18 protein-coding genes are annotated in these 23,472 nt (G+C 73.8%); 11 read left to right on the forward strand and 7 right to left on the reverse strand.

Going from position 1 to position 23,472, the window contains the following annotated elements; genetic code table 11:
* The first annotated feature begins 147 nt into the window (after positions 1–147).
* Positions 148–348 carry a hypothetical protein gene (locus tag KZX60_RS03600; protein ID WP_248115663.1) on the forward strand — a complete coding sequence of 67 codons (201 nt, stop codon included), beginning with the start codon at positions 148–150 and terminating at the stop codon, positions 346–348.
* A gap of 118 nt (positions 349–466) precedes the next feature.
* Here the strand turns inward: KZX60_RS03600 and KZX60_RS03605 are convergent, their stop codons facing one another.
* From KZX60_RS03605 to KZX60_RS03615, 3 genes are all read right to left on the reverse strand, one after another.
* Positions 467–2,161: an RNA polymerase sigma factor gene (locus tag KZX60_RS03605; RefSeq protein ID WP_248115664.1), complete on the reverse strand. Its 1,695-nt coding sequence runs from the start codon at positions 2,159–2,161 to the stop codon at positions 467–469.
* Positions 2,162–2,369: 208 nt separating this feature from the next.
* The gene (locus tag KZX60_RS03610) at positions 2,370–3,434 is read right to left on the reverse strand and encodes a DUF4192 family protein (RefSeq protein ID WP_248115665.1); all 1,065 of its coding nucleotides are present in this window, start codon (positions 3,432–3,434) and stop codon (positions 2,370–2,372) included.
* A 37-nt stretch (positions 3,435–3,471) separates the two neighbouring features.
* Positions 3,472–4,461, reverse strand: coding sequence for a PAC2 family protein (locus tag KZX60_RS03615; protein ID WP_248115666.1), 990 nt, complete (start codon positions 4,459–4,461; stop codon positions 3,472–3,474).
* A gap of 242 nt (positions 4,462–4,703) precedes the next feature.
* Between KZX60_RS03615 and KZX60_RS03620 the strand changes: the two genes are divergently transcribed.
* The 4 genes from KZX60_RS03620 to KZX60_RS03635 all read left to right on the forward strand — a co-directional run bounded on the left by KZX60_RS03620 (position 4,704) and on the right by KZX60_RS03635 (position 10,062).
* Positions 4,704–6,239, forward strand: a complete 1,536-nt coding sequence (locus KZX60_RS03620; protein WP_248115667.1) for a leucyl aminopeptidase — start codon at positions 4,704–4,706, stop codon at positions 6,237–6,239.
* A 117-nt stretch (positions 6,240–6,356) separates the two neighbouring features.
* Positions 6,357–7,736: a dihydrolipoyl dehydrogenase gene (gene lpdA, locus KZX60_RS03625; protein WP_248115668.1), complete on the forward strand. Its 1,380-nt coding sequence runs from the start codon at positions 6,357–6,359 to the stop codon at positions 7,734–7,736.
* Between the two features lie 108 nt (positions 7,737–7,844).
* The gene (gene sucB / locus KZX60_RS03630; protein WP_248115669.1) at positions 7,845–9,701 is read left to right on the forward strand and encodes a 2-oxoglutarate dehydrogenase, E2 component, dihydrolipoamide succinyltransferase; all 1,857 of its coding nucleotides are present in this window, start codon (positions 7,845–7,847) and stop codon (positions 9,699–9,701) included.
* A 10-nt stretch (positions 9,702–9,711) separates the two neighbouring features.
* The gene (locus tag KZX60_RS03635; protein ID WP_248115670.1) at positions 9,712–10,062 is read left to right on the forward strand and encodes a hypothetical protein; all 351 of its coding nucleotides are present in this window, start codon (positions 9,712–9,714) and stop codon (positions 10,060–10,062) included.
* Positions 10,063–10,148: 86 nt separating this feature from the next.
* Here the strand turns inward: KZX60_RS03635 and KZX60_RS03640 are convergent, their stop codons facing one another.
* A complete protein-coding gene (locus KZX60_RS03640) occupies positions 10,149–11,900 on the reverse strand; it encodes a serine/threonine-protein kinase (protein ID WP_248115671.1) in 1,752 nt (583 codons plus the stop codon).
* Between the two features lie 176 nt (positions 11,901–12,076).
* On the opposite strand from KZX60_RS03640, the gene lipB reads away from it, so the two are divergent.
* From lipB to KZX60_RS03655, 3 genes are read left to right on the forward strand one after another with little or no spacing between them, the layout of a single operon-like run.
* Complete coding sequence (gene lipB, locus KZX60_RS03645; RefSeq protein WP_248115672.1) at positions 12,077–12,778, forward strand: lipoyl(octanoyl) transferase LipB; 702 nt, start codon at positions 12,077–12,079, stop codon at positions 12,776–12,778.
* Complete coding sequence (gene lipA / locus KZX60_RS03650; RefSeq protein WP_248115673.1) at positions 12,775–13,782, forward strand: lipoyl synthase; 1,008 nt, start codon at positions 12,775–12,777, stop codon at positions 13,780–13,782. Before lipB ends, lipA begins: the two co-directional genes overlap by 4 nt.
* A 27-nt stretch (positions 13,783–13,809) precedes the next feature.
* A complete protein-coding gene (locus tag KZX60_RS03655; RefSeq protein WP_248115674.1) occupies positions 13,810–14,616 on the forward strand; it encodes a DUF4191 domain-containing protein in 807 nt (268 codons plus the stop codon).
* Positions 14,617–14,701: 85 nt separating this feature from the next.
* Here KZX60_RS03655 and KZX60_RS03660 read toward each other — a convergent pair whose 3' ends face one another.
* Positions 14,702–15,217 (reverse strand): RDD family protein, encoded by a 516-nt coding sequence (locus KZX60_RS03660; protein ID WP_248115675.1) that lies wholly within the window; start codon positions 15,215–15,217, stop codon positions 14,702–14,704.
* 158 nt (positions 15,218–15,375) lie between these two features.
* On the opposite strand from KZX60_RS03660, the gene glnA (KZX60_RS03665) reads away from it, so the two are divergent.
* Entirely contained in the window at positions 15,376–16,800 is a 1,425-nt protein-coding gene (gene glnA, locus KZX60_RS03665) for a type I glutamate--ammonia ligase (protein WP_248115676.1), read from the forward strand.
* Between the two features lie 207 nt (positions 16,801–17,007).
* Entirely contained in the window at positions 17,008–18,012 is a 1,005-nt protein-coding gene (locus KZX60_RS03670; protein ID WP_248115677.1) for an LLM class flavin-dependent oxidoreductase, read from the forward strand.
* A gap of 15 nt (positions 18,013–18,027) precedes the next feature.
* Here the strand turns inward: KZX60_RS03670 and KZX60_RS03675 are convergent, their stop codons facing one another.
* Both KZX60_RS03675 and glnA (KZX60_RS03680) read right to left on the reverse strand, forming a co-directional pair.
* Positions 18,028–21,117 carry a bifunctional [glutamine synthetase] adenylyltransferase/[glutamine synthetase]-adenylyl-L-tyrosine phosphorylase gene (locus KZX60_RS03675; protein WP_248115678.1) on the reverse strand — a complete coding sequence of 1,030 codons (3,090 nt, stop codon included), beginning with the start codon at positions 21,115–21,117 and terminating at the stop codon, positions 18,028–18,030.
* An 8-nt stretch (positions 21,118–21,125) separates the two neighbouring features.
* Positions 21,126–22,466: a type I glutamate--ammonia ligase gene (gene glnA / locus KZX60_RS03680; RefSeq protein WP_248115679.1), complete on the reverse strand. Its 1,341-nt coding sequence runs from the start codon at positions 22,464–22,466 to the stop codon at positions 21,126–21,128.
* A gap of 39 nt (positions 22,467–22,505) precedes the next feature.
* Here glnA (KZX60_RS03680) and panB point away from each other — a divergent pair, with 39 nt between their 5' ends.
* Positions 22,506–23,390, forward strand: a complete 885-nt coding sequence (gene panB, locus KZX60_RS03685; protein ID WP_248115680.1) for a 3-methyl-2-oxobutanoate hydroxymethyltransferase — start codon at positions 22,506–22,508, stop codon at positions 23,388–23,390.
* Positions 23,391–23,472 lie beyond the last annotated feature (82 nt).

Here is a 23,472-nt window from a genome sequence, read left to right on the forward strand (position 1 = left end):
GTCGCCGATACGCGCCCAGCGAAACGGGGCGGGTCCGCGCCCCGCGCCGCGAATAACCCTGCCATCCTGGCTGTTCCATCGGACGAGTGGGGCAGCCGGCGCATCCGCCGGCTGTCAGCCCCCAGACCCGAACTCGAGGAGGACACCGTGTCCATCACCGCCCTGGCCGAGCCGGCCGCCCTCACCCGTGCCGACCGCTGCGACCGCTGCGGCGCCCAGGCCTACGTCCGCGCTGTGCTCGAGGCCGGCGGCGAGCTGCTCTTCTGCGCTCACCACGCACGTGACGTGGAGGCCGCCCTGCGCCCGAAGACCGCCGTGTGGCAGGACGAGACGTCCAGCCTGAGCTGAGCCGACCCCCGGCTGCGCTGCAGCCGAACCGAACGGCAGAGGGCCGGGGCACCATGACGGTGTCCCGGCCCTCCGCCGCGTGGGGGGACGGGCCGCGTCGGACCCGCCCTCCCCGCGATCAGTCCAGGTAGTCCCGCAGCACCTGCGAGCGGGACGGGTGGCGCAGCTTCGACATGGTCTTGGACTCGATCTGGCGGATGCGCTCGCGCGTCACGCCGTAGACCTTGCCGATCTCGTCCAGGGTCTTGGGCTGGCCGTCGGTGAGGCCGAAGCGCATGGCGACCACGCCGGCCTCGCGCTCGGAGAGCGTGTCCAGCACGGAGTGCAGCTGTTCCTGGAGCAGGGTGAAGGAGACGGCGTCCGCGGGCACGACGGCCTCGGAGTCCTCGATGAGGTCGCCGAACTCGGAGTCGCCGTCCTCGCCGAGGGGGGTGTGCAGGGAGATGGGCTCGCGGCCGTACTTCTGGACCTCCACGACCTTCTCCGGGGTCATGTCCAGCTCCTTGGCGAGCTCCTCCGGGGTGGGCTCGCGGCCCAGGTCCTGGAGCATCTGGCGCTGCACGCGGGCCAGCTTGTTGATGACCTCCACCATGTGCACGGGGATGCGGATGGTGCGAGCCTGGTCCGCCATGGCGCGGGTGATGGCCTGGCGGATCCACCACGTGGCGTACGTGGAGAACTTGAAGCCCTTGGTGTAGTCGAACTTCTCCACGGCGCGGATGAGGCCGAGGTTGCCCTCCTGGATCAGGTCCAGGAAGAGCATGCCGCGCCCGGTGTAGCGCTTGGCCAGCGAGACGACGAGGCGCAGGTTCGCCTCGAGCAGGTGGTTCTTGGCGCGGCGGCCGTCGGCGATGATCAGCTCGTAGTCGCGGCGCACCCGGTAGTCGTCCACCGGGTTCTCCTTGAGCCAGTGCTCGGCGTACAGGCCGGCCTCGATGCGCATGGCGAGGTCCACCTCCTGCTCGGCGTTCAGCAGGGCCACCTTGCCGATCTGCTTCAGGTAGTCCTTCACCGGGTCGGCGGTGGCGCCGGCCACGACGACCTGCTGCACCGGGGCGTCGTCCTCGGAGTTGTCCACCACGAAGGCGCCCCGGACGACGGCGGGGCCGCTCGCCTTGGTGCCGGTGACGGACTCGGGGGCCATGGCCGGCGCCTGGTTCGCGTCCGAGCCGTCGGCGTCCTCATCGTCCGAGTCCTCGTCGGCGGTGGTGTCGCCCTTGGCGGCCAGCGCCTCGTCCTCCGGGCCCACCGCGTCGGCCTTGGCGGTCTCCTCGCGGGCGTCGACGGCCGCCTCGTCCGTCTCCGCCTCGGCGTCCGCGTCGGCGGCCTTCGCGGCGGCGGCCTTGGCGGCCGTCGCCTTCGTGGAGGCGGCCTTCGCAGCCGCCGTGGGGGCCGTGGCCTTGGACGCACCGGCGGTCTTCGCCGCGGTGGACCGGGTCGTCGACTTCTTGGCGGCGGTGCTCTTGGCGGTGCCGGTCGCGGACTTCGCGCCTGCCGCCGACTTCGTGCCGGCAGCGGACTTCGCCGCGGTCGTCTTGGCCGCGGTCGTCTTCGCCGCGGTCGTCTTGGCCGCGGTCGTCTTCGTCGCGGCGGCCTTCGTGGCTGCCGTGCTCGTTCGGGCCGTGGCCGTCTTCTTCGCCGTGGCGGTGGTCTTCTTCGCGGCGGTCCCGCTCGCCCGGGTGCGGGTGGTGGCCTTCTTGGCCGCACCGGTGCCGGTCGTCTCCGGGCCGTCCTGCGCTCCGCTGGTCGTCGAAGTGGTCACTCGTGGCCTTTCCGTCGGTCCGCGCCTGCGCGCGGATCCCCTGCAGTCCATATACACGTGACCCTGTCAAGTCCCGGCCGCGGGCGACGACGTCGCCCGGGCCCGCAGACTGCAGGGTCCTGGAGTGCTCAACACCGAGGCGGCCGGGTCTATTCCACGCGGATCGCACCGAGGCGGACCGCGCGGCTCGACCGGCGCTGAACCGATCCATTGTCGCACGGTGCGGCAGGCCCCCACCCCGGCCACGCCCCGCGGGGCGTCACCGCCGCGGACCGGCCCGCCATGCGGTCTCCGGGGACGTCGCCCACCCCGCGACCAGGCCCGCTCCCGTGACGGCCCGCAGCACCGAGCCGAAGCGGTCCCTCGGGTCCAGCGCCTCGGCGGCCTCCAGGTGCGCGCTCGCCGCGGAGCCGTGGCCCCGTGCCCAGGAGACCCATGCCGCCACCGCGAGCGCCTGGGCCGCGTGGCGTGCCGGGGCGGTGCTCGCGATGCCCCGGCACGCCTCCCACAGGCGGTCGAGGGAGCGCCAGTCCGGCGGCTCCGGCGTCGAGGCCGTGAGGATCGGCTCCCGCGCGGCGCCGTCGGCCGCGGCGGCGTCCGGGCCGCACGCCGCCAGGACCACGAGGGCGTCGCGCCAGGCAGGGAGGACGAGCGGCCCGGCGAGGAGCTCGTGGTCCTGCGCGCACCCGCCGCGCAGCACGGTGCGCCACGCGTCCTGCCAGGCGGCCCGGCCGGCGGCGTCCTGTGGGTCCGGCGCCGGCCACCGCCGGGCGTCGGCGGGCGCCGCCCGTCGCGGCGGCGGCACGAGGACGTCGCGGTCCCGCAGGCCCCACACGGAACCCTGGGCGAGCAGGTGAAGGGAGAGGACGCTGGACTCAGGGCTGACCGCGCGCGCCTGCGACGCCGTGCCCCGCCCGGGAGGCCACGGCCAGGCCCGCTCACCCGCGCTGCACCACGCCTCGGCCACCGGGATGTCCGCACGGCACAGGGCGTCCTCGAGGGCCGGCCACCATGGAGGCGCGGGGGCCGCGCCGGGCTCGGCCGAGGCGTCGAGCACCAGGGCCAGGACGGCGGTCGCCCGGGCGTCCCGCCGGCAGACGCCGGCCACGGTGCGCGCCCAGCGCCCCTGCGCGTCGGCATGCCCCGGCAGGTCCACCCGCACGACGGCGCGCAGGAGGCGGTGCTCGAGGGTCACGAGGACGAGGCTCTGCCGGGGAAGGGTGCCGAGGGCGTGGCCCACGTAGCCGAGGAGGTCGTCCACCCCGCGGGCGGAGAGGGTGCCGGGGGCGAGGGTGGGGGTGGGGGTGGGGGTGCAAGGGTCCATGGCCCGATCCTGGGTCGGGCGCCCCCGCCGCCGGGGGTCAGTCGCTCGGATCGGTGGAGGGCGGACCGGGCCGGTCCTCCTGTGCAGGATCCGTCCGCGTCCAGGGGTGCACCGCCCCGTCCCGCTCCGCGAGGTAGGCCTCGACGGCGGAGGCGAGCGCGTCGCCGTCGGGCAGTCCCCCGTCGGTCTCCAGGAGGGAGCGCTCCTGGTCCTCGGCGTTCTGGTCGAAGTTCTTCTCGAGCCCCGTGATCATGGACCGGACCTCCTCCGAGCCCGCCACCTGCCGCTCGATCTCCGCCTCGATCTCCCGGGAGGCGTCCCGCAGCTCGTCCGTGGGGAGCATGAGGCCCAGCGCGGCGCCCGCGTACTCGAGTGCGGCCACCGCCGCCTGGGGGAAGGCCGCCTCGCCGAGGTAGTGCGGCACGTGCAGGGTGTACCCGGCCGTGGGGATGCCGGCCTCCTGCGCGCGGACCTCCAGCATCTGCAGCGCCCCGGAGACGATGTCCGCCTCAGGGCTCCACGTGGAGAGCCCGCCGACGGCGTCCTGGCGGGAGCCGTGGGTGGTCACCCCGAGACGGCGGGTGTGCGGGACCGGCATGGGGGCGGCGTCGAGGAAGGTGAGGGAGTCCACCTGCCACTCCTCGGCGAGCCCGAGCAGCGCGGCGGTGAAGCGCTCCCACTGGAAGTCCGGCTCGGGGCCGGCCACCAGCAGGAACGGGTGGCCGATCAGGTCCTCCACCACCTCGACCCGCAGCGAGGGCATGCGCAGGTCTCTGTATCGGTCCCGCTCGAACCGCAGCCGCGGGCGGCGGGCCCGGTAGTCGAACATCTGGTCCAGGTCGAAGTCGGCGACGAGCCGGTGCGTGAGGTGCTCGCGCAGCGCCGAGCGCACCTGGAGGGCAACCCGACCCGCGTCCATGTGGCCCGTGAGCACGACCAGCATGCCCAGCCCCGGGGGGACGGCCAGGTCTGCGGCGCCCTCAGGCCCGCCGTCGTGACGTGTGTACAGCTGCGTGGGATCCTGCACCGCGCGCCCTCCCGGTTCGTCCTGCTCGATCTCGTCCTGCTGATGGTCTGCGGCGGACGCCCGTGGTCCCGGGCCCCGCCTCCGCCAGGGTCAACCTCCCCGACGGCCTCCCCTATTCCACCGCGGCGGGGCCAGGGGGCCGCCGGGGCCGTGACTAGGATGGCCGATGAGGGCCGCGTCACACGGGTGTCGCCGGCCCACCCGTCCCGCAGTCCCCGCCGAGAAGAGAAAGAGGCACCACCGTGATCGCACAGGACCGTCCGTCCCTGACCGCCCGTACCCTCGAGGACGTGACCGCGTCCGCCCTGGTGGTGGGGGTGGGTTCCGGACCGGACGGGCCGCTGCTGCTCACGGATGCCCTGCCGGCCGAGGCGGCCACCGCGCTCGAGGCCTCGCTCGAGCTGTTGGGCGTGCGCGGCGGCGCGGACGAGGTCCACCGCCTCCCCGGCGTCGGCGGCTCCCCCGTGCCCCTGCTCGTGCTCGTGGGCGTGGGCCCGCTGGACGAGGAGGGCGGCGTGAGCTCCGAGGCGCTGCGCCGCGCGGCCGGCGCCGCCGTGCGCTCCCTGGCCGGCACCGACGCCGTGGCCCTCGCCCTGCCCTCCGACTCCGCGGAGCGCCTCGCCGCCGTCGCGGAGGGCGCCGCGATGGGCGCCTACGCGTTCACGGCCCTGAAGTCCGAGACCGTCCGCGAGGAGTCCCGCCGCTCCCGCCCGGTGCGGTCCCTCGAGGTCGTCACCGACCTGGGCGAGGACGTCGCCGGCCCCGCCCTGCGCCGCGCCGCCGTCGTGGGCGACGCCGTGTGCGCCGTGCGCGACCTCGTGAACACGGCCCCCTCACACCTCTACCCCTCCACCTTCGCGGACGCGGTGGAGCAGGACCTGGCCGGGACGTCCGTGGACGTCACCGTGTGGGACGAGGGGAGGCTGGCCGCCGAGGGCTTCGGCGGCATCCTGGCGATCGGCCAGGGCTCCTCCCGTCCGCCGCGCCTCGTGCGCCTCGAGCACGCCCCGGAGGGCGCCGCCGCCCACATCGCCCTCGTGGGCAAGGGCATCACCTTCGACACCGGCGGCATCTCCCTCAAGCCGGCCGCCTCCATGATGACCATGAAGTCGGACATGGCCGGCGCCGCCACCGTGTTCGCCGTCGTCCGCGCCGCGGCCGCCCTCCAGCTGCCCGTGAAGGTCACGGGCTGGCTGGCCCTCGCGGAGAACATGCCCTCGGACACCGCCATCCGCCCCTCCGACGTCGTGACCATGTACGGCGGCAAGACCGTGGAGATCATGAACACGGACGCCGAGGGACGCGTCGTGATGGCCGACGCGCTCGTCGCCGCCACAGACGAGCGCCCCGACGCCGTGCTGGACATCGCCACCCTGACCGGCGCCCAGCTCGTCGCCCTCGGCACGCGCTACACCGGCGTGATGGGGGACGAGGCCCTGTGCGCGGAGGTCGTGGCGGCGGCCGACCGCGTGGGCGAGCTGGCGTGGGCCATGCCCATCCCGGAGAACCAGCGCGCCTCGCTGGACTCGCGCGTGGCGGACCTCTCGAACATGGGCGACAAGTTCGGCGGGATGATGACCGCCGCCGCCTTCCTGCGCGAGTTCGTCGACGCCGGCCGCGACGCCGCCGAGCGCGCCGAGAGCCCGACCCCGTGGGCCCACCTCGACATCGCCGGACCCTCCTTCAACGACGCCGCTGCCCACGGCTACACCCCCCGCGACGCGACCGGCGTGATGGTGCGCACCCTGGTTGGTCTCATCGCAGGACGCGCCGGGTAAGGTTGGCTCCGACGTCCGTCCCCCGTCCCGGTCCCGGCTCTGTGCCGGGCCGGCGGGGAGGCGGTGACCAGCAGGGATCCCCTGCTCCACCCACTCCCAGCACAAGGAGCATGACAAGTGGCCGATTCGGCAACCGCTCAGGAATTCGACGTCCTCGTCCTCGGCGGTGGCTCCGCCGGGTACGCGGCAGCCCTCCGGGCCGTCCAGTACGGCATGACCGTCGGCCTGGTCGAGAAGGCCAAGCTCGGCGGCACCTGCCTCCACTGGGGCTGCATCCCCACGAAGGCCTACCTCCACGCCGCCGAGGTGGCCGACGAGACCCGCCACGCCGAGAAGTTCGGCGTCAACGCCACGCTCGAGTCCGTGGACATGGCGAAGGTGCGCGACTACAAGGACGGCATCGTCGCCGGCAAGCACAAGGGCCTCACCGGCCTCATGAAGATGCGCAAGGTCCAGGTCATCGAGGGTGAGGGCAAGCTCGTCTCCCAGGACGAGATCGAGGTCGACGGCACCCGCTACAAGGCCAAGAACATCGTGCTGGCCTCCGGGTCCGTCTCGAAGACGATGGGCCTGCCGATCTCCAAGAAGATCATGACCTCCACCGAGGCCCTGGAGCTGGACTACACCCCCAAGTCCGCCATCGTGCTCGGCGGCGGCGTCATCGGGTCCGAGTTCGCCTCCCTGTGGAACTCGTTCGGCGTGGAGGTCACCATCATCGAGGGTCTGAAGAACCTCGTGGCCAACGAGGACCCCGCGATCATCAAGATCGTGGAGCGCGAGTTCAAGAAGCGCGGCATCAAGAGCAGCCTCGGCACCTTCTTCGACAAGGTCGAGGAGACCGAGTCCGGCGTCAAGGTGACCCTGGCCGACGGCAAGGAGTTCGAGGCCGAGGTGTGCCTCGTCGCCGTGGGCCGCGGCCCGAACACCGAAGGCCTCGGCTTCGAGGAGCAGGGCATCACCCTGGACCGCGGCTTCGTCATCACGAACGAGCGCCTCCACACCGGCGTGGGCAACATCTACGCCGTCGGCGACATCGTGCCCGGCCTGCAGCTCGCGCATCGCGGCTACCAGCAGGGCATCTTCGTCGCCGAGGAGATCGCGGGCAACACCCCGATGGTCGTCGAGGACATCAACATCCCGAAGGTCACCTTCACCGATCCCGAGATCATGTCCGTAGGCTACTCCCAGCCCAAGGCCGAGGAGAAGTTCGGCAAGGACAACGTCGAGGTCGCGGAGTACAACCTGGCCGGCAACGGCAAGTCCTCCATCCTCGGCACCGGCGGCATCATCAAGCTGGTGCGCCAGAAGAACGGCCCCATCGTCGGCGTCCACGGCGTGGGCAAGCGCGTCAGCGAGCAGATCGGCGAGGCGCAGCTCATCGTGAACTGGGAGGCCTACCCGGAGGATGTCGCCCAGTTCGTGCACGCCCACCCGACGCAGAACGAGTCGCTCGGCGAGGCCGCGATGGCCCTGTTCGGCCACCCGCTGCACGGCTGACCGACCGAGCCAGACCCTTGACGGGGCCGTCCGACGGTCCCACCCACCCACCCCGGCGCGGCGGCGATCCGCAGCCGCCGCGCCACCCCCGTGAGGAGAGACGGTCCCATGTCCGAAACCGTGAACCTGCCCGCCCTCGGTGAGTCCGTCACCGAAGGAACCGTGACCCGCTGGCTGAAGGCCGTCGGCGACGAGGTCGCCGTCGACGAGCCCCTGGTGGAGATCTCCACCGACAAGGTCGACACCGAGATCCCGTCCCCCGTGGCCGGCGTGCTCGAGGAGATCCTGGCCGACGAGGACGAGACCGTCGAGGTCGGCGCCCCGCTGGCGACCATCGGCGACGGCTCCGGCTCCATGCAGTCCGACGACGCCCCGTCCGAGGAGCCCGCCGAGGCCGAGGAGCCGGCCGTCGAGGAGGCCCAGGAGGACGAGCAGCAGCAGGAGCCCGCCGGTGAGCCCGCTCCCGAGGAGCGCGCCAGCACCGAGGCGGACCAGCAGTCCTCCGGCGACCAGGCCGGCGAGGCCACCGAGGTGACCCTCCCCGCCCTGGGCGAGTCCGTCACCGAGGGCACCGTCACCCGCTGGCTCAAGGAGGTCGGCGACGACGTGGAGGTCGACGAGCCGCTGCTCGAGGTCTCCACGGACAAGGTCGACACCGAGATCCCGTCCCCCGTGGCCGGCACCCTGGTGGAGATCAAGGCCCAGGAGGACGAGACCGTCGAGGTCGGCGCCGTGCTGGCGCTCGTGGGCTCCGGCTCCGCCGGCGGCTCGCAGCCCTCGTCGGACGCCTCGTCGGACGCCTCCCCCGCCGGGGACGAGGCCACCCCGGAGGAGATCGAGGACGCCGCCACCGAGGCCGCGGTCCCGACCGAGACCGAGGAGGCCGCCGAGGACGCCGGCACCGAGCCCGCCGCCGAGGCCCCCGAGGAGTCCGCCTCCGAGAAGGCGATCGAGCAGGAGTCCTCGGCGAAGGAGTCCGGCGAGGCGAAGGCCGAGCCCTCCGCGACCGAGCCCGGCCAGGGCTACGTCACCCCGCTGGTCCGCCGCCTGGCGCACCAGAACGACGTCGACCTCTCCACGGTGCGCGGCACCGGCGTGGGCGGCCGCATCCGCAAGCAGGACGTCCTGGCGGCCTCGCTCGCCAAGAAGTCCTCCGGTGACGAGGCCACTGCCCCCGCCGAGTCCGCCACCCCGGCCGCCTCTTCGGCCCCGCAGGCCGCCGCGTCCTCCGTGGACCCCTCGGTCCGCGGCGAGACCGAGAAGGCCCCGCGCATCCGCCAGGTCATCGCCCAGCGCATGCGCGAGTCCCTGGACCTCTCGACGCAGCTGACCCAGGTGCACGAGGTGGACATGACCCGCATCGTGCAGCTGCGCGCCAAGGCGAAGTCCTCCTTCCAGCAGCAGTCGGGCGTCAAGCTCACCTACCTGCCGTTCATCACGAAGGCCGTGGCCGAGGCGCTCAAGCAGCACCCCAAGCTGAACGCGTCCTTCTCCGAGGACAACAAGGAGATCACCTACCACTCCTCGGAGGACATCGCGATCGCGGTGGACACCGAGAAGGGCCTCCTGGTGCCCGTCATCAAGGACACCGGCTCGCTGAACCTGACGGGCATCGCGCAGAAGATCGCGGACGTGGCCGAGCGCACCCGGACCAACAAGATCTCCGCGGACGAGCTCTCGGGCGGCACCTTCTCCATCACCAACATCGGCTCCGTGGGCGCCCTGTTCGACACGCCGATCATCAACCAGCCGCAGGTGGGCATCCTGGGCACCGGTGCGATCGTGAAGCGCCCGATGGTGGTGGCCGACGCCGACGGCAACGACACCATCGCCATCCGCCACATGATGTACCTGTCCCTGACCTACGATCACCGCCTCGTGGACGGCGCGGACGCCGGACGCTTCCTCCAGACGCTCAAGCAGCGCCTCGAGGCCGGCGAGTTCGCTCCCGAGCTCGGCCTCTGAGGGGACCGTCATGGACGTCCTGACCACCATCCTGGTGACGATCCACGTGGTCTCGGCCGCGGCGATCGTGGGCGGCTGGTTCGCCCACTTCCGCAACCCCACCGTGACCGCCTCGCAGTGGATCGGCTCGATCGGCATGATCCTCACGGGCATCGCGCTCTTCGGCGTGGCCATGGCCACGTGGGAGGACCCGAACCACATGAAGCTGGGGATCAAGTTCCTGATCGGCGTCATCGTGTTCGTGGCCGCCCTGCTGGGTCGGCGCCGCCTCAACCGCGGCGAGGCCGTGCCCACCGGCCTGGCCCACGCCGTGGGCGGCCTGGGCCTGGTCAACATGCTGATCGCGCTGCTCTGGCACTGATCCGCCTCTGCGGCTGAGCCGCGTTCACGCCGTGTGCCCCGAGGAGAGATCCTCGGGGCACACGGCGTTCCCCGTCCCCGGACGGCTCAGCGAGGGTCCACCCGTTCCACGCGCCACCGCGTCCCGTCCGCGCGCAGGGTCAGCTCCACGGCCTCGTCTCGCTCCTCCACGTCCCCGACGACGGCGCCGGCGCCGTCCTGCACCGCGTGCGCACTCGTGACGATCCGGGCCGGCACCCGCAGCGCATCCCCCTCGACCTCGGCGGCCCCGTCCGGCTCCACGGACACCGTGAGCCCGGCGAACGCGTAGCCGCCGCCGGCTAAGTCCCGCTGCACCGCGGCGTCCCTGCGCCACGCGGGACTGCCCGGCACGGCGTAGGCCTCCAGCCGCTCCGCCCGCGGGTCCTCGAGCGCGGCCGTCCGCGAGCGGCCCACCCCCGCCAGGACCTCCTCGAGCGCGACGGCGTCCTCCGACAGCTCCTCCGGGCGGGCCGAGGCCTCGGTGCCGGTGGACGGGTCCCCGGGCGCCTCCCCGGAGGCCTCCCCCGACACCCCGTGCCGGGTGGACGACGCCGCAGCGTCCGGCGGCCGGCCGGGCGTACTCGACGAGGGCGGGGTGCCCGACGCGGGGGCGGCACTCGCCGGCGCCGACGGCGCCGTCGGCGCCGCCGGTCCCTGTCCCTCCCCGGCCGCGGGGCCGTCCGCGGGGCCGTCCGCGGTCCGGTGCAGCACGGCGCCCGCCACGGCCAGCCCCGCCAGGAGCGCGACGGCCCCCGCCGCGAGTCCCACGGCCGGTCCAGGCGCCCGTCGGCCTCGCCGGCCCACCGCACCTCGGCCCCCGGTCCGCCTCCGCCGTCCGCGCCTCGTGCCCGGCCCTCCGCCGCCGGGCAGGAGCGTGGGCAGCAGGTGGGCCACCTCGATCGGAGCCGCCTCGTGAAGGGGAACGGGCTCCGGAGCGGCGGCCGCGTAGGCGGCGGAGGCGCCCTCCAGGGCGCTCGGCCTGCCCGCGGGGTCGGGGTCGAGCGCCGCGTCCAGCAGGATCGCGAGCTCCGGGGGGACCTCCGGCACGAGCACGGGCAGCGGCGCCCGGCTGCCGTGGGGCCCGGGCGCCCGGCCGGTCAGCGCGAACCACCCGAGGGCCGCCCACGAGAACACGTCCGACGCGGCGGTGAGCGGGTCCGGCGCAGCGGCCCGCTCCCCGCCCGCCGGCGCCTCCGCCTCCTGCAGCGCCCGCAGCACCTCGGGCGCCGCGAACCCGGGCGTGCCGCCGACACCCTGGGCTCCCCCGACGACGCGCGCCACCCCGAGGTCCGCGAGGGCCGGGCTGCCGTCCACGCCGAAGAGCACGTTGCCCGGGGAGACGTCCCCGTGGACGATCCCGTGCTCGTGCAGCCGGGCCAGGGCCTGGGCCATGGGCACGAGGACGGTCACCGCCTGGCCCGGGGTGAGCGGCCCGGCCTCGCGCACGAGGTCCGCGAGCGAGCCCGCAGGCCGATGCTCGCTCAGCATGCCCGTGCCCTGGTCCGTCGGCACGGTTCCCAGCACGGCGACGAGGTGCGGATGCCGCACGTGCGCGAGGGCAGCCGCCTCCGCCGAGAGCGAATCCCCCGCGGCCGGGGAGCGGGGCACCTTGAGGGCGGCCTCGCCCCCGGCGGCGTCCCGGACCAGCCACACGCGAGCCTGGGACCCCTCGCCCAGCAGCCGCACGGCCTCCCAGCCGGGGACCCGGGGAGCGCCGCCCTCGGCCGCGTCCTCCGGCGCCGTCCCCGGCTCCGCTCCCGCGGGATCCAGGCGCCCGTGCCGAGCCTCGGGCCCCTCGCCCCCTCCGTGCGCCCCCATCGCGCGCTCCCCTCCCGATCCCTCCGACCGCCTCCGACAGGCGCCCGGGAGGGCCTCCTCCGGCCCCCGCCACCATCGTGCCTCCTCCAGGACCCGCGATCCGGGTTGTCCACAGGCCGAGGCGGACCCGTTCCTCCGCGTCCGGCTCCCGGGGCCCGAGGGATACAGTGGACGGCATGTCCGACCCCCTCCTCCCTCCCCTGCGCGTGCTCGGCCTGGCCCCTGGCCTCGTCGACTACCACGCGGCATGGGACCGCCAGAAGTCGCTCCACGACGACGTCGTCGCCGGCCGCTCGGAGGGCGAGTTCCTGCTCCTCGAGCACGCCCCGGTGTACACCGCGGGCCGCCGCACCGAGGACCACGAGCGTCCCGCCGACGGCGCCCCCGTGGTGGACGTGGACCGCGGCGGGAAGATCACGTGGCACGGCCCCGGCCAGCTGGTCGGCTACCCCGTGGTGCGCCTGAAGGACAGCGCGCACGTGAAGGACTACGTGTGGTTCCTGGAGGAGCTGCTGATCCGCACGGCCGCCGAGTACGGCGTCACCGCCGTCCGCGTGGACGGCCGGGCCGGCATCTGGGTCCTCAGCGACACGGACGCCGACGGCGCGGCGCGCCCGGACCGCAAGCTCGGCGCCATCGGCCTGGCCATCCACGACGGCGTGTCCACCCACGGCTTCTCCCTGAACTGCTCCAACTCCCTCGCCCCCTACGCGGGCATCATCGCGTGCGGCATCGCCGACGCCGCCACCACCACGCTCACCGAGGAGACGGGCCGGACCATCACGCCGGCCGACGTCGTCCCCGTGCTCACCCGCCACCTGGAGGAGCTCGGTCCCCGGTACATCGCCGTCACCCCCACGGAAGGACCCACCGCATGAGCACCGCACCCGAAGGACGCCGCCTGCTGCGCGTCGAGGCCCGCAACGCCGAGGTCCCCGTGGAGCGCAAGCCCGAGTGGACCAAGGCCAAGGTGCACATGGGCCCGGAGTACATCTCCCTGAAGAACAAGGTGAAGGGCTCCGGCCTGCACACCGTGTGCGAGGAGGCCGGCTGCCCCAACATCTTCGAGTGCTGGGAGGACCGCGAGGCCACGTTCCTCATCGGCGGCGACATCTGCACCCGGCGCTGCGACTTCTGCGACATCGCCTCGGGCCGTCCTCTCCCCCTGGACATGGACGAGCCGCTCAAGGTCGCCGAGAACATCCGGGAGATGGACCTGCGCTATGCCACCGTCACGGGCGTGGCTCGCGACGACCAGAAGGACGGCGCCGCGTGGCTCTACGCGGAGACCATCCGGCGCATCCACGAGCTGAACCCCGGGACCGGCGTCGAGATCCTGCCCCCGGACTTCGGGGCGGTCCCCGCGCTCGTGCAGCAGGTCTTCGACGCCCGCCCGGAGGTCTTCGCCCACAACCTGGAGACCGTGCCGCGCATCTTCAAGCGCATCCGTCCCGCCTTCACGTACGAGAAGTCCCTCCGCGTCCTGACGATGGCCAAGGCGGACGAGCTGGTGACGAAGTCCAACCTCATCCTGGGCATGGGCGAGACGGACGAGGAGATCGACCAGGCGCTCGTGGACCTCCACGAGGCCGGCTGCGACATCATCACGATCACGCAGTACGTGCGCCCGTCCAAGCTCCACCACCCGATCGACCGCTGGGTGAAGCCCACCGAGTTCGTGCAGTGGTCGGAGCGCGCCGAGCAGATCGGCTTCACGGGCGTCATGGCCGGCCCCCTCGTGCGCTCCTCCTACCGCGCCGGGAAGCTCTACGCGCAGGCCATGGAGCGCCTCGGCCGCACGCTGCCCGCGAACCTCACCCACCTCGCCGGCGAGCGGACCGCGCGCCAGGAGGCCTCGGCCGTCGTCGCGCGGATGTCCTGATCCGGCCCCGGTAGACTGGACCCCGCTATGGCCAAGAACACGCAGACCCCCTCGCCCTCCGCCGGATCCACCTCCCTCAAGGAGGTCAAGGCCATGCAGCGCGAGCGGCGCCGCCAGATGAAGGTGGACGCGAAGGCGGACCGCCGGCGCAAGCGCTCCTCCGGCGGCCCCGGCATCCTCACGCAGCTCAAGCAGGTCTTCGCCATGACCCGCCAGCACAACCCGAAGGTCGTGCTGTGGATGGCGCTGGCCTTCTCGGCCGCGCTGGTGGTGGGCCTGGTCATCGGCCTGCTGCTGCACAACTGGATCACGTGGCTGCTGATCGCCATCCCCTTCGGCGTGCTCGCCGCGGTGATCGTGATGAACCGCCTCGCGGAGCGGGCCATGTTCGCCCAGCTCGAGGGACGTCCCGGATCCGTCGGCGCCGCCCTGTCCACGCTGCGCCGCGGCTGGATCGTGCCCGAGCAGCCCGTGGCCGTGAACCCGAAGACCCAGGACGTCGTGTACCGCGCGATCGGCCGCCCCGGCGTCGTGCTCGTCACCGAGGGCCCCGCCCCGCGCCTGGCGAAGCTGCTGGCCAAGGAGGAGCGCAGCCTCGAGCGCTTCCTGCCCAACGTGCCCGTGCACGTGGTGCAGGCCGGCAACGGGGAGGGCCAGACGCCCCTGCACCTCGTGCCCAAGACGCTGAAGTCCATGAAGAAGACGCTCACCGACCAGGAGGTCAGCGCGATCGACAAGCGCCTGTCCGCCCTGAACACCTCCCGCCCTCCGATCCCCAAGGGGATCGACCCGATGCGCGCCCGCGCCGACCGCCGAGGCATGCGCGGCCGCTGAGGCCCGCTCGGTGCCACGTCCGGACCGGACGCGACAGGGGCGGCCCACCAGCACGGTGGGCCGCCCCTGTCGCGTCTCGGCGCGCTCACATGCGGATCTCGACGGTGCCCGCCACGCGGTCATGCATGCCGCGCCCATCGGGGTCCACCACGACGGCGGGCAGCACGAGGCACAGCAGGACCGTCCGGACGAGGACGCGGTGGACGGGCGCGGTGCGGCCGCCCACGCGCACCACCTGGGTGCGCAGCAGGGCCTTGCCCACGGTGGTGGCCAGCAGGGAGATCCCGACGACGTGCATCACCGCGAAGACGAGCAGCGTGGCGATCGCCTCACCGCCGAACACGAGGTTCGAGACGACGAGGGCGAGCGCCCAGTCGATGCACAGCGCCCCGAATCGGCGGGCGGCCGTCGCCATGGAGGCCGGACCGCGCTGGGGGAGGCCGAGGAGGTCGCCGGGCCACCGCCCCGCCGCGCGGCCACCGCCCGGACCGTCCACCCACCCCGCGAGGTCCGCACGCGTGATGAGCGGCTCGGCGCGGTCTCCGGCGCCGCGCCGGGACTCGTCGGGCCGGTCAGGGGGGTCGGTCGCTCGGTGTGCCACCCCTCCAGCGTAGTCGTCGCCCGGCGCGTCACAGCAGTCACGAAGAGTCTCTGGCTACGCTGGAACGTCGCCCCCTGAGTAGTCTGGAGGGCGTCGGCCGGCGGGCCCGGGTGTCTGCCGGCGCCCCCGTTCCGTCCCAGGAAGGCCAGGAGAGAACCGTGTTCACCTCCCCCGCAGAAGTCCTCGCGTACATCGAGCAGGAGGGTGTCGAGTTCGTCGACATCCGCTTCACCGATCTGCCGGGCATGCAGCACCACTTCAACGTCCCCGCCTCCTCCGTGGACGAGGACTTCTTCGTCACGGGCCAGCTGTTCGACGGCTCCTCCATCCGCGGCTTCGCCGGCCTGGCCGAGTCCGACATGCAGCTCATCCCGGATGTGGAGACCGCCTACCTGGACCCGTTCCGCGTGCGCAAGACGCTCGCCATGAACTTCTCCATCGTGAACCCCCGCACCGGCGAGCCCTACCGCCGCGACCCCCGCGGCGTGGCCCAGCGCGCCGAGGCCTACCTCACCTCCACGGGCATCGCGGACACCGCGTTCTTCGCCCCCGAGGCCGAGTTCCACGTGTTCGACGACGTGCGCTGGGAGTCCTCCGCGCGCGGCGCCTCCTACGCCGTGGACTCCGAGGAGGCCTACTGGAACACCAACCGCGTGGAGGAGGGCGGCAACCTCGGCTACAAGACGCCCAAGCAGGGCGGCTACTTCCCCGTCTCCCCCACGGACAAGCAGGCCGACCTGCGGGACGAGATCTGCACGATGCTCGCCGAGGTGGGCCTGACGGTGGAGCGCTCCCACCACGAGGTGGGCTCGGCCGGCCAGGCGGAGATCAACTACCGGTTCAACACCCTCACCCACTCCGCGGACGACCTGCTGAAGTTCAAGTACGTCGTGAAGAACGTCGCCGACATGTTCGGCAAGTCCGCCACCTTCATGCCGAAGCCGGTCTTCGGCGAGGCCGGCTCGGGCATGCACTGCCACCAGTCGCTGTGGATGGGCGGCGAGCCGCTGTTCTACGACGAGAAGGGCTACGCCAACCTCTCGGACACCGCGCGCTGGTACATCGGCGGCCTGCTGCACCACGCCTCCGCCGTGCTGGCGTTCACCAACCCGACGGTGAACTCCTACCGCCGCCTCGTGCCCGGCTACGAGGCCCCGGTCTCGATGGTCTACTCGCAGGGCAACCGCTCCGCGGGCATCCGCATCCCGATCACCGGCTCCAACCCGAAGGCCAAGCGCCTCGAGTTCCGCGCCCCGGACGCCTCGGGCAACCCCTACCTCGCGTTCGCCGCGCAGCTGATGGCCGGCCTGGACGGCATCCGCAACCGCATCGAGCCGGCCGAGCCGATCGACAAGGACCTCTACGAGCTGCCCCCGGAGGAGGCCGCGGACATCCAGAAGGCGCCCACGAGCCTCGAGGAGGCGCTCGCCGCGCTCGAGGAGGACCACGAGTTCCTCCTCGCCGGTGACGTGTTCACCGAGGAGATCATCCGCACCTGGATCGACTACAAGCGGGAGAAGGAGCTCACTCCGCTCTCGCTGCGGCCGAACCCCTACGAGTTCGAGCTGTACTACTCCTGCTGACCCGCGCCTCCGCGCGGTCCACGACGCCGGCCGGTCGTCTCCCCCAGGGAGGCGGCCGGCCGGCGTCGTGCCCGGGGAGGGCGGCACCGGGCGTGCAGCACGCGGCCTGAGACGTGGAGCACGGGGCGGGGCACCGCTGGAATAGCCGGGCCCCCGCGGACGCTTCACGAGGGGAGAGCACTGCCCGCCTGCCGACCGAGGAGCACCATGACCGAGACGCCTGACCCCACACCCCTCCCGCTGTCCCTCCTGGACCTCGCCGTGGCCCGCCCCGGCGAGGGGGCCGGCGAGGCCATCGCGCAGTCGGTGCGCCTGGCGAGCGTGGCCGAGGAGGAGGGCTTCCGCCGTGTCTGGTACGCAGAGCACCACAACATGCCCGCGATCGCCTCGTCGGCGACGTCCGTGCTGATCGCCCACGTGGCCGCCCGGACGAGCACCATCCGCCTGGGCAGCGGCGGCGTCATGCTGCCCAACCACTCCCCGCTGGTGATCGCGGAGCAGTTCGGCACGCTGGCCGAGCTCCACCCGGGCCGCATCGACCTCGGCCTCGGCCGCGCCCCCGGCACCGACCAGCGCACGCTCCAGGCCCTGCGGCGCTCGCCCGATGCCGCCGAGCACTTCCCGCAGGACGTCCTGGAGCTGCAGGGCTACCTGAAGGGCGAGAGCCGGATCCCCGGGATCGACGCGTACCCGGGCAAGGGCACCGACGTGCCGCTGTACATCCTGGGCTCCTCTGCGTTCGGCGCCCAGCTGGCCGCCCGCCTCGGCCTGGGGTACGCGTTCGCGAGCCACTTCGCCCCGCAGATGCTCGAGCACGCCGCTCGGGTCTACCGCGAGCACTTCCAGCCCTCGGCCGACCTGGCCGAGCCCCACTTCATCGCCGCCGCGAACGTGATCGCGGCAGACACCGAGGAGGAGGCGCAGGCACAGTGGGAGCGGGCCAAGCGCGACCGCATCCGCATGATGCTCGGCCGCGGCCGCACCCTCGGCGACGACGAGGTCGAGATGCTGCTCGACTCCCCCGCCGGCGAGCAGGTGCTCGGCATGCTCGCGCGCACCGCCGTGGGCACGGGCGAGACCGTGGCCGCCTGGCTGCGGGACTTCGCCGCCGGTGTGCAGGCCGACGAGGTGATCGTCACGACGGCGGCCCCGGACCCAGCCGTGCGCGAGCGCACGCTGCGGATCCTGGGCGAGCACGTGGTCCGCGGCTGAGCCCGGGCGCTCCGGTCAGAGCCCGTAGAACCGCGTCTCGAACACGGAGCGGGCCTGCCGGGTGACCCGCAGGTAGCGCTCCTCGAACGCCGTGGGGCCCACGTTGCCGTCCGCCCCGCTGAGGCGGGCGATCGCGGCCAGGTCGCGCGCGTTCGTGGGCAGCACGTCCCCGGGCTTGCCGCTCCACAGCACCGTGGCGGCGCGGATGCGGCTGGCCAGGAGCCAGGCCTCCTCGAGCACGCCGGCCTCGGCGTCGGGGAGCAGGCCGTGCCGGGCGAGGGCCCGCAGGGCGGGCAGGGTCGAGGTCACACGCAGGTCCTCGACCTCGGGCGCGTGGCGCAGCTGCAGGGACTGCACGAGCCACTCCACGTCGGAGAGCCCTCCGCGGCCGAGCTTGACGTGCCGGGCCGGGTCGGCGCCGCGGGGCAGGCGCTCGGCCTCCACGCGCGCCTTGATGCGGCGGATCTCGCGGGCGTCGGCGTCGGTGAGACCCTGGGCGTGGCGCACGGAGTCCGCCCAGCGGCGGTACTCGTCGGCCAGCCCGTCGTCCCCGGCCACGGGCCGGGCGCGCAGCAGCGCCTGCCGCTCCCACACCTCCGCCCAGCGGCGGTAGTACTCCCGGTACGAGTCCAGGGTGCGCACGAGCGGGCCCTGCCGCCCCTCGGGGCGCAGGTCCGCGTCCACCTCGAGCGGCCTCTCCCCCGGCAGGGGCGGCGCCGCCGGCTGCTTCAGCAGGGAGACCACGTGGCGGGCCACCGCCTCCGCCTGGGCACCGGCGGCCTCGTCGTCCGCTCCCGGCCGCGGGCGGTGCACGAACATCGCGTCGAGGTCGGAGCCGTACATGATCTCGCGTCCGCCCTGGCGGCCCATGGCCACCACCACGACGTCGGTGAGGGGCTCCTGCCCCTGCGTGGCGGCGTGCACGGCCACGCGCAGCGCCCCGGCGACGGCCACCTGGTCGATGTCGGCGAGTGCCGCCCCGATCGTCTCGAGGCCGAGCTGCCCGGACATGTCCGCGAGCGCCACCCGCAGGATCTCGCGCTGGCGGATCTGCCGGACGTGGCGGATCGACTGGGCGGGGGACCCGTCGTCGCCGTGCCGGTCCAGGCGCGCGGCGACCTGCCGCCACAGCGTCGCGGAGCCGCGGGGCTCCAGCTCACGGTCCTCCCCGACCCACGCCACCGACTCGGGGGCGTGCTCGAGGAGGTCGCCGACGAACCGCGAGCCGGCCAGCACGAGGCACACGCGCCGGGCAGCCTCCCCCGAGTCCCGCAGCATGCGCAGGAACCACGGCGAGGTGCCGAGGGCCTCGGAGAGGCGCCGGAAGGCGAGCAGCCCCGCGTCGGGGTCGGGCCCGTCGGCGAACCAGCCCAGCATGGCCGGCAGCAGCTGGCGCTGGATGGCCGCGCGTCGGGAGACGCCCTGCGTGAGCGCCTCGATGTGGCGCAGGGCGCCCTTCGGGTCGCGGTAGCCGAGGGCGGCGAGACGTTCGCGCACCGCGTCCGCGGAGAGGCGCACCTCGTCGTCGGAGAGCGCCGCCGTGGTGGAGAGCAGGGGACGGTAGAACACCGTCTCGTGGAGCGAGCGCACGTGGCGGCGGACGGCTCCGAAGCGCTCCCTCAGGCCCTCGGCCGCGGCGGGCTCCGTGCGCCCCGCGCCGCGCAGCGAGCGGGCGATCACGCGCAGGGCGTCGTCCTTGGCCGGCAGGAGGTGGGTGCGGCGCAGGTGCACGAGCTGGATGCGGTGCTCGAGGGCACGCAGCCAGCGGTAGTGCTCCTCGAACGCGGCGGCGTCCGCGGTGCTCATGTAGGAGGCAGCGTGGAGGGCTGCCACGGCGTCGAGGGTGCCCCGCACCCGCACGGACTCGTCCGCGCGGCCGTGCACCAGCTGCAGCAGCTGGGCGGTGAACTCGACGTCGCGCAGCCCGCCGGCGCCGAGCTTGATCTCCCGGTCCCGCTCGGCGGGCGCGATCGTGTCCAGCACGCGCCGGCGCATCGCGCGGACGGCGTCCACGAACCCCTCCCGCGCGGAGGACTCCCACACGCGCGGCCACACGGCCTCCACGTAGCGCTCGCCGAGGGCGCGGGAGCCGGCGATCGGGCGGGCCTTGAGCAGGGCCTGGAACTCCCAGCCGTGCGCCCAGCGGCGGTAGTACTCCACGTGGGAGTCCACGGTGCGGCTGAGCGCGCCGTCCTTGCCCTCGGGGCGGAGGTTCGCGTCCACCTCCCACAGGCCCGGCTCGGGGGCGGCGCCGGTGATGACGCGCGAGATCCCTGCGGCCAGCTCGGCCGCCACGGAGGCGGCGCCGCCGACGGGCGCGGCGTCCTCGGCCACGTCGTGCACGAACACCACGTCGACGTCGGACACGTAGTTCAGCTCGCGCGCCCCGCACTTGCCCATCCCGATGACGGCGAGCTCGACTCCGCGGGCGGCATCCCCGTCGCGAGCGACCAGCTCGGCGCGGGAGACGGCGAGGGCGGCGTCGATCGCCGCACCGGCCAGGTCGGCCAGCCACGCGCCGACGGCCGGCATCACGGCGGACGGGTCGGGCGCGGCGAGGTCCGCGAGCGCGATCGCGGTGAGCTGGCGGCGGTACGCCCGGCGCAGCGCGACGGCGGCGTCCGCCCCCGTGAGCCCGGCGCAGGGCCGCTCGGCGTCCGGGTCCGCCTCGACGGCCGCGAGCAGCAGGCGGCGCAGGTCCTCGCCCGGGGCGGTGTCCGGCCCGTCCCCGTGCTCGAGGCCGGTGAGGGCGGGGGCCGTGGCAGCCGCGGCCTCCGGGTCCAGCACGAGGTCGAGGTGCTCGGGGCACCGGATGAGGAACTCGCCCAGGGCGTCGGAGGCGCCGAGCAGGCGGACGAGGCGCGTCGCGTGGTCCGGGTCGGCCAGCGCGGTGTGGACGCGGGGCTCGCGATCGGCCAGGCGCACCCAGAGCAGCAGGGCCCGGTCCGGGTCCGCGGCGTGGCAGAGCACGTCCACGAGCGGTCCCACGTCCACCCCCTGGAGCTCGGGGGACTCGAGGAGGCCGACGGCGCGGGGCACGGCCTGCACACCCGCGCGCGTCAGGGCGCGGCGGTGGGGGCTGCCGGACGGGGGCAGGGTCGGCATCGTCGGCCTCAGAGGGCGCTGAGGTAGCGGCGCAGCTCGTAGGGGGTGACCTCGACGCGGTAGTCGTCCCACTCCTGGCGCTTGTGGCGCAGGAACGCGTCGAACACGTGCTCGCCGAGCACGGAGGCCACGAACTCGGAGTCCTCGGCCAGCCGCAGGGCGTCGTGGAGCGTGCCGGGCAGCGGGGTGTGGCCCAGCACGCGGCGCTCGTGGGGGCTCAGGGCGCTCACGTCGTCCGAGGCCGGCTCCGGCAGCTCGTAGCCCTCCTCGATGCCCTTCAGCCCGGCCGCGAGCAGCAGCGCGTAGGTGAGGTAGGGGTTGGCGGAGGCGTCGATCCCGCGGTACTCGATGCGGGCCGAACCGGCCTTGTCCGGCTTGTAGAGGGGCACGCGGACGAGCGCCGAGCGGTTGTTGTGGCCCCAGGACACGTACGAGGGGGCCTCGCCCCCGCCCCACAGGCGCTTGTACGAGTTCACGAACTGGTGGGTGACGGCGCTGATCTCCTCGGAGTGCCGCAGCAGGCCCGCGATGAAGCTGCGGCCCGTCCTGGAGAGCCGGAACTCGTCCGCCGGGTCGTAGAACGCGTTGGCGTCCCCCTCGAACAGGGAGAAGTGGGTGTGCATGCCCGAGCCCGGGTGCAGCGCGAACGGCTTCGGCATGAACGTGGCGTAGCTGCCCTGCTGCGCGGCCACCTCCTTGACCACGGTGCGGAAGGTCATGATGTTGTCCGCGGTGGTCAGGGCGTCCGCGGCGCGCAGGTCGATCTCGTTCTGGCCCGGCCCGTTCTCGTGGTGGCTGAACTCCACCGAGATGCCCATCTCCTCGAGCATGGTGACGGCGTCGCGCCGGAAGTCCTGCGCCTCTCCCCCGGGCACGTGGTCGAAGTACCCGGCGGTGTCCACCGGCTGGGGCTGGCCGTCCGGGCCGAGCTCCGAGCTCTTGAGCAGGTAGAACTCGATCTCCGGGTGCGTGTAGCAGCTGAAGCCCATGTCCGAGGCCTTCTCCAGCACGCGCCGCAGGGCGTGGCGGGGGTCGGCCGGGGCGGGGGCGCCGTCCGGGGTGAGGAGGTCGCAGAACATGCGGGAGGTCTGCCCCTGCTCCCCCCGCCACGGGAGGATGGTGAAGGTGGCCGGGTCCGGCTGCAGGAGCATGTCCGACTCGGAGATGCGGGTGTAGCCGTCGATCGAGGAGCCGTCGAAGCCGAGGCCCTCCGTGAACGCGGACTCCACCTCGGCGGGGGCGAGGGCGACGGACTTGAGGGTGCCCACCACGTCGGTGAACCAGAGGCGCACGAAGCGCACGTCCCGGTCCTCGATGGTGCGGAGCACGACATCCTGCTGACGATCCATGCCGCCCACTCTATCCACGCCCGCCGTAGACTCCGGGGCATGTCCGCCACCCCCTCCGCCACGCCCGCCCCCGAGTCCCCGGCCCCCTACGGCGGCGCCGCGCCCGCGTCAGCCGGCCCGCCCGCGCGCTGGCGCACGGTGCACCTGCAGCGCGCGAAGGACGAGGGCCGGCGCTTCGCGATGCTCACGGCCTACGACGCGATGACGGCCGCGCTCTTCGACGAGGCCGGCGTCGAGGTGCTCCTGGTGGGCGACTCGGTGGGCAACACGGTCCTCGGCCATCCCTCCACCCTGCCCGTGACCCTCGACGAGATGGTGCTCTTCTCCGCGGCCGTGGTGCGCGGAGCGACGCGCGCGCTCGTGGTCGCCGACCTGCCGTTCGGCTCCTACGAGGCCTCCCCGCAGCAGGCGGTGGCCGCGGGCGTGCGCCTCATGAAGGAGGCGGGTGTGGCGGCCGTCAAGATGGAGGGCGACGAACGCTTCGCCGAGCACGTCGCCGCGCTGACCGCGGCCGGCGTCCCCGTGATGGCGCACATCGGCTTCACCCCGCAGTCCGAGCACGTCCTCGGGGGCTACCGCGTGCAGGGCCGCGGCGAGGGGGCCGTCGAGCGCATGACCGCGTCAGCACGGGCACTCGAGGAGGCGGGCGCCTTCGCCGTGCTCATGGAGATGGTGCCCTCGGACGTGGCCGCCGCCGTCGACGCCGCGGTGCGCGTGCCCACCGTGGGCATCGGGGCGGGGCCGGGGACCACGGGCCAGGTGCTCGTGTCGCAGGACATGCTCGGCCTGCGTGAGGGGCGCATGCCCCGGTTCGTGAAGCAGTACGCGCAGCTGCACGCGGTCATGGGCGAGGCGGTGCGCGCCTTCCGCGCGGACGTGCTCGAGGGCTCGTTCCCGGCGCCGGAGCACGGGTTCGAGGGCTGAGACGCCCGTCGCGGGCCCCCCCGGCCCGGGGGGGGGCGCCGGGCCGGGTGCCGGGTCCGGGGAGCGCGCGGCGGCGCGCGGG

It is taken from the genome of Micrococcus sp. EYE_212, assembly GCF_023147585.1.
GTDB lineage: Bacteria > Actinomycetota > Actinomycetes > Actinomycetales > Micrococcaceae > Micrococcus.